Annotated in this window: 10 protein-coding genes; 1 reads left to right on the top strand and 9 read right to left on the bottom strand. The window is 67.0% G+C overall.

What is annotated here, in order from left to right; all coding sequences use genetic code 11:
- Positions 1–71: 71 nt before the first annotated feature.
- The 9 genes from ACFX4F_RS18680 to ACFX4F_RS18720 all read right to left on the bottom strand — a co-directional run bounded on the left by ACFX4F_RS18680 (position 72) and on the right by ACFX4F_RS18720 (position 8,410).
- Positions 72–1,844 (bottom strand): DUF885 family protein, encoded by a 1,773-nt coding sequence (locus tag ACFX4F_RS18680; protein ID WP_367786920.1) that lies wholly within the window; start codon positions 1,842–1,844, stop codon positions 72–74.
- 399 nt (positions 1,845–2,243) lie between these two features.
- Positions 2,244–2,591 (bottom strand): lipid-A-disaccharide synthase N-terminal domain-containing protein, encoded by a 348-nt coding sequence (locus ACFX4F_RS18685; protein WP_025878793.1) that lies wholly within the window; start codon positions 2,589–2,591, stop codon positions 2,244–2,246.
- Positions 2,591–3,313 carry a glycosyltransferase family 2 protein gene (locus ACFX4F_RS18690; protein WP_180164907.1) on the bottom strand — a complete coding sequence of 241 codons (723 nt, stop codon included), beginning with the start codon at positions 3,311–3,313 and terminating at the stop codon, positions 2,591–2,593. The genes ACFX4F_RS18685 and ACFX4F_RS18690 overlap by 1 nt, the downstream gene beginning before the upstream one ends.
- Positions 3,314–3,403: 90 nt before the next feature.
- Positions 3,404–4,369, bottom strand: a complete 966-nt coding sequence (locus ACFX4F_RS18695; RefSeq protein ID WP_380657747.1) for an NAD-dependent epimerase/dehydratase family protein — start codon at positions 4,367–4,369, stop codon at positions 3,404–3,406.
- 64 nt (positions 4,370–4,433) lie between these two features.
- Positions 4,434–5,159, bottom strand: a complete 726-nt coding sequence (locus ACFX4F_RS18700) for a suppressor of fused domain protein (RefSeq protein WP_380657749.1) — start codon at positions 5,157–5,159, stop codon at positions 4,434–4,436.
- A gap of 143 nt (positions 5,160–5,302) precedes the next feature.
- Complete coding sequence (locus ACFX4F_RS18705) at positions 5,303–6,223, bottom strand: ParB/RepB/Spo0J family partition protein (RefSeq protein ID WP_089237881.1); 921 nt, start codon at positions 6,221–6,223, stop codon at positions 5,303–5,305.
- Complete coding sequence (locus ACFX4F_RS18710; RefSeq protein WP_032976776.1) at positions 6,223–7,020, bottom strand: ParA family protein; 798 nt, start codon at positions 7,018–7,020, stop codon at positions 6,223–6,225. The genes ACFX4F_RS18705 and ACFX4F_RS18710 overlap by 1 nt, the downstream gene beginning before the upstream one ends.
- 112 nt (positions 7,021–7,132) lie before the next feature.
- Positions 7,133–7,771, bottom strand: coding sequence for a 16S rRNA (guanine(527)-N(7))-methyltransferase RsmG (gene rsmG, locus ACFX4F_RS18715; protein WP_251474415.1), 639 nt, complete (start codon positions 7,769–7,771; stop codon positions 7,133–7,135).
- Positions 7,772–7,810: 39 nt separating this feature from the next.
- Positions 7,811–8,410, bottom strand: a complete 600-nt coding sequence (locus tag ACFX4F_RS18720) for a 4'-phosphopantetheinyl transferase superfamily protein (protein WP_089237883.1) — start codon at positions 8,408–8,410, stop codon at positions 7,811–7,813.
- Positions 8,411–8,494: 84 nt separating this feature from the next.
- Between ACFX4F_RS18720 and ACFX4F_RS18725 the strand changes: the two genes are divergently transcribed.
- Positions 8,495–8,746 carry a GlsB/YeaQ/YmgE family stress response membrane protein gene (locus ACFX4F_RS18725; RefSeq protein ID WP_025878785.1) on the top strand — a complete coding sequence of 84 codons (252 nt, stop codon included), beginning with the start codon at positions 8,495–8,497 and terminating at the stop codon, positions 8,744–8,746.
- Positions 8,747–8,816: the final 70 nt, after the last annotated feature.

Genomic DNA, 8,816 nt, shown 5'->3' on the forward strand with positions numbered 1-8,816 from the left:
CCCCCCCCCCCCCCCCCCGCGCCCGGGTCGGATCCCCGCCACCGCGGGGCTCCGACCCGACCACACGGCGGTCAGGCCTTCTTGCGCTCGGCGATGTACGCCTGGATCTGCTGCTCCAACACCGGCAGCGGCACCGAGCCCTGCTTCAGCAGCGTGTCGTGGAAGCCTTTGATGTCGAACTTGTCACCCAGTTCCTTCTCCGCCTGCGCGCGCAGGCGCACGATGGCGATCTCGCCGAGCTTGTAGCTCAACGCCTGGCCCGGCCAGGAAATGTAGCGGTCCACTTCGGTGGTCACTTCGTGCTCGCTCAGCGCCGTGTGGTCACGCAGGTAGGCCAGCGCCTGCTCGCGGCTCCAGCCCTTGCTGTGCACACCGGTGTCGATCACCAGCCGCGTGGCGCGCCACATCTCGTAGGTCAGGCGACCGAAATCCTCGTACGGGGTTTCGTAGATGCCCATTTCCACGCCCAGCTTTTCGCAGTACAGCGCCCAGCCTTCGCCATAGGCGGAGATGTAGGCATTGCGGCGGAACTCCGGCAGGTTCTTCTGCTCGGCGGCGATGGCACCCTGCAGTGCATGGCCCGGATCGGATTCATGCAGGGTCAACGCCGGCAGGTTGTACAGCGGGCGCGACGGCAGGTTGTAGGTGTTGAGCCAATAGGTGCCCATGCCACCACGGCCGGCGGTCCAGAACGGCGCGATGTCCGGCGGCACCGGCACGATGGTGAAGCGCGCGCGCGGCAATGTCATGTACTTGCCGAGTTGGCCGTCCGCCCGCTTGGAGATCCATGCGGCACGCGACAGCAGTTCTTCCGGTGTCCTGGCATAGAACTGCGGGTCGGTACGCAGGAAGGTCAGGAACTCGGCAAAGCTGCCCTTGAACTTCACCTGCTTGATGATGTCGTTCATTTCCTTCTGGATGCGTGCCACTTCATCCAGGCCGATTCGGTGGATCTCGTCGGGCGACAGGTCCAGCGTGGTGTATTCGTGGATCTGCTGCTTGTAGTACGCCTTGCCGTCGGGCATCGCTTCGGCGGCCAGGGTGGTACGCGCCTGCGGCACGTATTCGTTGACGAAGAAGGTGCGCAGCTGCTGGAACGCCGGCACCACCTTGCCGCTGATCGCCGCGCGCGCCTGTGCCTGCAGCTTGGCCTGCTCCGCAGCCGGGACGGTGTTGGGCAGCTTCTTGAACGGCGCGTACAACGGCGATTCGGTCGGATCCTTCAGTTCGGCGACGGTGGCGATGGACACCTCGCGACCATCGAGCACCGCACGCGGCACGCTGAAGCCGCGCTTCAGGCCGGCACGCATGTTGTCGGTCTGCTGGTCGAAGTAGCGCGGCACATCATTCAGGCGCGCGATGTAGTTCTGGTAGTCCTGCACGGTCTTCATCTCGCGCCGGGCCATGAAGGACAGGTTCGACCAGAACGAGGAGTCGGCGTTGAACGGCATCTCGTAGCCGCGCAGGCGCACTTCTTCGGCCAGGTTGAACACCTGGTCGCGGTAGATCGCGTAGTTGACCTGGTTGTCGGGCGACAGGGTCTTCGGGTCGATCTTCTTCAGCGCGGCCAGGGTTTCGTCCCATACCTTCAGGCGTGCCTGCTGCGCGGCCGCACCGACGTCGGGCATGCGGGTGGCGTTGGCCGGGGCGTCTTCGTCCTCGCTGGCCTCGCCACCGCCGTCCTGGCGCCACTTCCATTCCTTCTCATACAGCGCGCGGAAGGCAGCATCGGCGGGCGATTCAGTGGCCACGCTGGCCGGCGCGGTGGCGGTGGGCGGGGCGGCCAGGGCCACGGCAGGGGCAGACAGGGCGATCAGCAGGGCTACGGCAAGACGGGTTTTCACGAGCACAGGTTCCCGGGAAGGCAGACCCCGATCATGGCACCCCGCACCGCGCGTGGCATGGGACGAAGGTCCTGCCTGCAACGCAGGCAGGACCGGGAACCGACCGCAGGCCGGGACCCCAGCGCCGAAGGCGCGCGGTAGCGCGGGGCCATGCCCCGCGAGCGCGCAGCGCGGCCGACGTTGGCCGCCATCCCACAGCCGCCGGGCATGGCCCGGCGCTACCACAGCGTGCCGACCAAGGTCGGCGTCTACCAGAAGCAAGCGTCCGGTGGCTCTCTGGCAAAGCCCTCACCAGGAAAACGAAGGTCTTTCAGTAGATCCACGCCATGCGTGGATGCGCCGGGAGCCTGACGGGGTCAGAGCCCTTTCCTGCGGAAAGGGATCCGACCCCCGGGGACCTCAGTGGCTGGCCTTGTCCCGCTTCCAGCCGCGGTGCTTGATGTCCAGCTGCAGGCTGTACAACGCGGTGAACGCCGGGAACAGGTTCTGCAGCACGCCCACCGAATCCTGCTTGGCAGAGAACAGGAAGTAGCTCAGCGTCATCAGGCTGCCGACCACGCTCATGTACCAGAACAGGCGCGGGATCACCGGCTTGCCGGCGCGCTTGGAGGCGACGAACTGGACCAGCCAGCGGCCGCCAAACATCAACGCGCCGGTGTAGCCGATCAGCTTCCAACCGGTCACATGCAGGCCGGTCCAGTACAACCAGGTCAGCGGCTGGTCCAGCCAGTGAAGCTCCAGATCCATCAACGCTCCTCCACCGCGGTGCGCTTGCTGCGGGTGATCAGCCAGGCCACGCCGCGCAGGTCGCGGATGCCGACCAGCGCGCGGCCGAGATTGTTGTACTTGGACACGCCTGCAGTGCGGTGGCGATGGTTGACCGGCACGCTGACGGTCTTCCAGCCGGCACGCTGCATCAGCGCCGGCAGGTAACGATGCATGTGGTCGAAGTACGGCAGATCGAGGAAGGCGTTGCGTTCGAACAGCTTGATGCCGCAGCCGGTATCGGGGGTGTCATCGCGCAGCATGCGCGCGCGGATGGCGTTGGCCCACTTGCTGGCCCAGCGCTTGCTGCCGCTGTCCTGGCGGTTGACGCGCCAGCCGGCGAACAGCTTCACCTGGGCATCGGCGGCACCGCGGGCCTGCAGCAGCTTGGGGATGTCGGCCGGATCGTTCTGGCCATCACCGTCCAGGGTGGCGATCCACGGTGCCCGCGCATGCTTGACGCCGGTACGCACTGCAGTGCTCTGCCCGCTCTGGGAGACGTGGTGCAGCACCCGCAGTTCCGGCGTGGTGGCCTTCAGGCCCTGCAGCACGGCCAGGGTGTCATCGCGCGAATGATCGTCGATGTAGACGATCTCGAACGGCAGCCGGCCGCGCAGTGCAGCGGTGATTTCGGCCACCAGGGGCGCGACGTTGTCGCGCTCGTTGAATACTGGGACGACGACAGACAGCTCGGGTTGGCTCATGGGGGGACTCGGCCAAGGAGGGACAAAGACCGCGCATTTTCCGACGCCGAGGTTATCCGAAGATGAATCCGGCAGTGTGAGGATGCGTTCTCACGCGCGATCAGCAAAATACTCGCGGCACCACTGCACCACCGGTGGCAGGCCCTGTTCGATGGGCATGGCCGGTTCGTAGCCAAATGCGTCATGTGCGCGCCGGGTATCGGCCATCGTGCGCACCATGTCGCCCGGCTGCATCGGCTTGTAGACCTTCTGCGCGGGGCGACCGGCGGCCTGCTCGATCACGCCGATGAAGCGCTCCAGCTCGACCGGCGTGTGGTTGCCGAGGTTGAACACCCGGTGCGGCACCGGACCATCAGCCGGGTGCGCGAGGGCGCCGAGAATACCGGCCACGATGTCGGAGACATGTGTGAAGTCGCGCTGCATGCGGCCTTCGTTGAACACATCGATGGAACGACCGGCCAGCACCGCGCGCGAGAACAGCAGCGGCGCCATGTCCGGCCGGCCCCACGGGCCGTACACGGTGAAGAAGCGCAGGCCGGTGGCATGCAGGCCATACAGCTGCGCGTAGGTGTAGGCCATCAGTTCATTGGCGGCCTTGGTTGCAGCGTACAGCGAGCGCGGCTGGTCCACGCGCTGGTCTTCGGAGAACGGCGGCGTAGCCGAATCGCCGTACACCGAACTGCTGGACGCATACACCAGGTGCTGCACGCCACGGTGGCGGCACAGCTCGAGCATGTTGACGAAGCCGACCAGGTTGCTGTCGACGTAGGCGTGCGGGTTTTCCAGCGAATAGCGCACGCCGGCCTGTGCGGCCAGATGGATCACCGCCGTCGGCTGTATTTCGTCGAACAGCGCGGCCAGGCCGTCGCGGTCGGTCAGGTCCAGCATGCGCAGGTCCAGCGTCGGGCACAGTGCGGCCACGCGGTCGCGCTTGATCTGCGGGTCGTAGTAATCGTTGAAGTTGTCCAGGCCGACCACGGACTGGCCCGCTTCAAGCAGGGCGCGCGCGGTGTAGGCACCGATGAAGCCGGCTGCGCCGGTAAGCAGGATGGTCATTGCGGTGGGCCTGGAATCCAGCGGTCAATTCAGTAGTTATGGAGTCTGATGGTACGCGCAGGGCCTAGAACAGGCCGAAACGCTTCTTGGCCACATTGGTGCGCCCCGGCTGGATGACATCCTGGATGTTCTTCGCATCGAAGCGGTCCAGCAGACTTTCCGAATCCTTCTTCAGCTTCAGGTCCATCTCTTCCGGGTACAGCGGCACGATCGCCATGAACTCGATGGTGGTGCCGTCTTCCAGCACCAGCGTGCCGAAATCGTCCGGGGTGGTGACCGGCGGCAGCACGATGGCGCCATCGAATCCCACGCCCGGTGCATAGGGCTCGGACGGATGGCCGTTGGGAATGGTGTGGCCGAAACCCAGCCAGGTGTCGTACTCGTGCGGCAACCGCGCCAGGGTCTTCAGCAGGCGCACCGGCCAGTAGTTGCGCTCGTCCTTGAAGGCGTCCTCGCTGATCGGCCAGTCGGCCGGCAGGGTCACCATCAGTTCCATGTGCCGGGGGGCGTCCACCTCATCGGGCACGGCCATCGGCAGATCGCTCATGCCGGAGGTGACCAGACGCAGGTACGGGCACACATCGGTAGCCGGCACCACGTGCACGTCGATGTGCACGATATCGGAGATGATTTCGTGGAAGACGCCGGAGATCGGCCCCAGATGGCGCTCGATGTACGCGCTGATCGCCTCGATGTGTTCTTCGCCGTGGGCCGGGGTGAAGTCCTTCTCGCGGCTGTGCACGAGGATCGGGCTGCCGCCCGGGCTGACGTCGTCTACTTCAATGGTCATGTCCTGCTCCCTGGATGAGCCACGGGGCGGAGCGGCCCACCTGCGGTGGACAACGCGGCCTCCGGCACGCGCGGCGGTGCGTTCCCTGCAATCGACGGCACACGGCAGGAACAGGCCGTGCGCTCATGAAACTGCGCCGGGGGTCAGCCCTGGCGCGTGCGCAGCCGCTCCAGCACGCCATCGAGGGTGTCCAGGTTGGCGTAATGGATGATCAGCTTGCCCTTGCCACCGCGACCATGGTTGATCGCAACCGAGGTGCCCAGTACTTCGGACAGCTCGGTTTCCAGCGAGGCGATGTCGGCCTGCTGCACCTTGGCCACCGGCTGCGGACGGTTGCTCGGCACCTTGCCGGCGGCGAAGGCCTGCGCACGACGCTCGACCTCGCGCACCGACCAGCCCTCATCGGCCGCTTCCTGGGCCAGCTTGCTGGCCAGTTCCGGGGCCAGGGTCAGCAGCGCGCGGGCGTGCCCCATCTCCAGCCGGCGGGTTTCCAGCAGCAGGCGGATGGCGATCGGCAGCTCCAGCAAGCGCAGCAGGTTGGACACCGCCGCGCGCGAGCGGCCGACGGCCTCGGCGGCCTCGGCATGGGTCAGGGTGAATTCGCTGATGAGGCGCTGCAGCGCTTCGGCTTCTTCCAGCGGGTTGAGGTCTTCGCGCTGGATGTTCTCGATCAGCGCCATCGCGATGACGGTGCGGTCTTCCAGCTCGCGCACCACCACCGGCACTTCGTCCAGGCCGGCCAGCTGCGAGGCACGCCAGCGACGTTCACCAGCGACGATTTCGAAGTTGCCTGCCGGCAGCTGGCGCACCAGGATCGGCTGGATCACGCCCTGCGACTTGATCGAGTCGGCCAGTTCGGACAGCTTGCCCTGGTCCATTTCGCGACGCGGCTGGTACTTGCCCGGCTGCAGCTGGCCTACCGGCAGCTTGCGCAGCACTTCACCGGGCAGCGGCTCGATCACCGCCGTGCTGGCCTGCACCTGGCTGACCGCGCCCTTGGGCCCCAGCAGGGCGTCCAGGCCGCGGCCGAGGCCACGCTTCTTGGCGGCAGGCTTGCTGGTCATCAGACGGTCTCCACGGCCTTGCTGGCCTTGTTGCGTTCGTTGTTGCGGCGGATGATCTCGCCGGCCAGGCCGAGGTAGGCCACGCCGCCACGCGAAGCACGATCGTAGCCGACGATGCTCTGGCCATGGCTGGGCGCCTCGGCCAGGCGCACGTTGCGCGGCACGATGGTGCGGAACACGCGGTCACCGAAATGCTCGGTCAGCTCGGCCGACACGGCGTTGGCCAGGTTGTTGCGCACATCGAACATGGTGCGCAGCACGCCTTCGATCTCCAGCGCCGGGTTGAGGTTGGCGCGCAGCGCTTCGATGGTTTCCACCAGCGCGCTCAGGCCTTCCAGCGCGTAGTACTCGCACTGCATCGGCACGATCACCGAATCGGCGGCGGCCAGGGCGTTCAAGGTCAGCAGCGAAAGTGCCGGCGGGCAGTCGATCAGGATGTAGTCGTACTCGTCGCGGATCGGCGCCAGCGCGCGCTTCAGGCGCTGCTCGCGCTCGCTCTGCGCCATCAGCTGGATCTCGGCCGCGGTCAGGTCGATGTTGCCCGGCAACAGGTCGTAGCCTTCGGCGGTCTGCACGCGCACGTCGGCAGCGCTGGACTCGCCCAGCAGCAGATCGTAGGTGGAGGAGACCAGCTCGCGCTTGTCCACGCCACTGCCCATGGTCGCGTTGCCCTGGGAATCCAGGTCGACCAACAGCACGCGCTTGGGTGCGTTGGCCAGGGAAGCGGCCAGGTTGACGGCGGTCGTGGTCTTGCCGACGCCACCCTTCTGGTTGGCGATGGCGATGATGCGGGCCATGCGGGTGTGCCTCGTCGACGTGTGCTGGGACCGGTCATTATGCGTACAACCGGGCCCGTGCGGAAATCGTGGATCGCCAACCGCTTGTTCCACAAGGGGCTGGCGGCGGGGTTCAGGGGCCTGTGACAGTGACCAGATGGCGTTCGCCGGCCAGGCCGGGCACGCTCAGCGGGACCACCTCGCGCACCTGCCAACCGGCCGGCAGCGCTGCGATCTCCTCATGCGGGTAGACGCCCTTCATGGCCAGCAGCACGCCACCGGGGCGCAGCAGGTGGCCACCGACGCGGACGATGCCGGCCAGGGTGTCCATCGCGCGCGCGGTCAGCTGATCGTAGCTGCCCGGCTCGTCCAGCGCTTCGGCGCGCGACTCGGCCACGCGGGCATTGCCCAGGCCCAGCTGGCGCACCGCCTCGCGCATGAAGCGGGCTTTCTTGCCGTTGCTTTCCACCAGGGTGACCTGCAGGCCCGGGCAGGCGATCGCCAGCGGGATGCCCGGCAACCCGGGGCCGGTACCGAGGTCGGCCAGGCTGCCATCGGCCACGAACGGCTGCATCGCCAGCGAATCAAGCAGATGGCGGGTGACCATTTCCTGCGGATCGCGGATGGCGGTGAGGTTGTAGGTGCCGTTCCAGCGGTGCAGCAACGCCAGGTAGCGCAGCAGCGGCGGGGCCAGCTCGGCAGCCAGGCCCATGCTGGCCAGGCCCTGCTGCAGCGTGGTCGCTACGCCGGCGGGAAGATCGTGTTCGCTCATGCCGACATTATCGCCGGTTTTCACTGCAGATTCGGCGATTCACTGCGGATACCAGGCCAATGCGGCGCGGAACTGGCCACTGGCCTGCCACTCGTGCAGGTGCCAGCGCGCCGCCTCGCCCAGTTCCGGGTCGCACCAGCGCAGGTGCAGCGCGCCATCGGCGGCCGGGGCCAGCTGCAGGCGGTGCAGGCCAAAGGAAATGCCCTGCCCGTGCGCCTTCAGCATGGCTTCCTTGGCGCACCACACGCGGAAGAACCAATGCTCGCGGTCGGCCTCGTCCAGGCCCTGCAGCCAGACCACTTCGTCGGGATGGAAGAAGCGCTGGATGATTTCCAGCATGCGCGGGCGCGGCCGCAGCAGTTCCAGGTCCACGCCCAACCGCACGCCTTCGCCCAGCGCCACCAGCAGCACCTCGCCGCTGTGGCTCCAGCCGGTGCCGTAGTGGGCCAGCGCGCCGCTCAGCTCGGGCCGGCCCTTGTCATCGCGCAGCAGCGGCAGCGCATCCGGCTCGCCGCCCAGGGCCTGTGCCAGCACCTGCCGGGCCTGCGGCTCACCGCGCTGACCGGGCACGTGCGGGCAGCGCCAGACGGTGACCGGACCAAACCGCCAGGGGCCGTCGAGAGTGGCTGGCAGGCTCATCCGCACGCGGCCGTCACGGGATTGCACGACGGGTTCACAGCGTTGCGCGTCAACTGGGCTCGGTTATCCACCGGAGAGTCGATCATGGGCATCATCATCTGGCTGATCGTCGGCGGCATCGTCGGCTGGCTGGCAAGCATCATCATGAAGCGCGATGGCCAGCAGGGCATCATCCTCAACATCGTGGTGGGCATCGTCGGCGCACTGATTTCGGGCTGGCTGTTCGGCGGCGGCATCAACGAAGCGATCACCCTGCGCACGTTCCTGTTCTCGCTGATCGGCGCGGTGATCCTGCTGGCGATCGTCAACCTGTTCACCCGCAAGAGCATACGGTGAACTGACAGGTAGCGCCGGGCCATGCCCGGCGTCTCCCTGCCGCCGCTGCGCTCGCCGGGCATGGCCCGGC

This window comes from Stenotrophomonas sp. YIM B13575 (genome assembly GCF_042787595.1).
GTDB classification, from domain to species: Bacteria; Pseudomonadota; Gammaproteobacteria; order Xanthomonadales; family Xanthomonadaceae; genus Stenotrophomonas; species Stenotrophomonas lactitubi_B.

Excerpts from the sequence above, each read along its gene's own strand:
- ACFX4F_RS18685 (WP_025878793.1), bottom strand. The coding sequence starts at position 2,591 with ATGGATCTGGAGCTTCACTGGCTGGACCAGCCGCTGACCTGGTTGTAC.
- ACFX4F_RS18690 (WP_180164907.1), bottom strand. The coding sequence starts at position 3,313 with ATGAGCCAACCCGAGCTGTCTGTCGTCGTCCCAGTATTCAACGAGCGC.
- ACFX4F_RS18695 (WP_380657747.1), bottom strand. The coding sequence starts at position 4,369 with ATGACCATCCTGCTTACCGGCGCAGCCGGCTTCATCGGTGCCTACACC.
- ACFX4F_RS18700 (WP_380657749.1), bottom strand. The coding sequence starts at position 5,159 with ATGACCATTGAAGTAGACGACGTCAGCCCGGGCGGCAGCCCGATCCTC.
- ACFX4F_RS18705 (WP_089237881.1), bottom strand. The coding sequence starts at position 6,223 with ATGACCAGCAAGCCTGCCGCCAAGAAGCGTGGCCTCGGCCGCGGCCTG.
- ACFX4F_RS18710 (WP_032976776.1), bottom strand. The coding sequence starts at position 7,020 with ATGGCCCGCATCATCGCCATCGCCAACCAGAAGGGTGGCGTCGGCAAG.
- rsmG (WP_251474415.1), bottom strand. The coding sequence starts at position 7,771 with ATGAGCGAACACGATCTTCCCGCCGGCGTAGCGACCACGCTGCAGCAG.
- ACFX4F_RS18720 (WP_089237883.1), bottom strand. The coding sequence starts at position 8,410 with ATGAGCCTGCCAGCCACTCTCGACGGCCCCTGGCGGTTTGGTCCGGTC.
- ACFX4F_RS18725 (WP_025878785.1), top strand. The coding sequence starts at position 8,495 with ATGGGCATCATCATCTGGCTGATCGTCGGCGGCATCGTCGGCTGGCTG.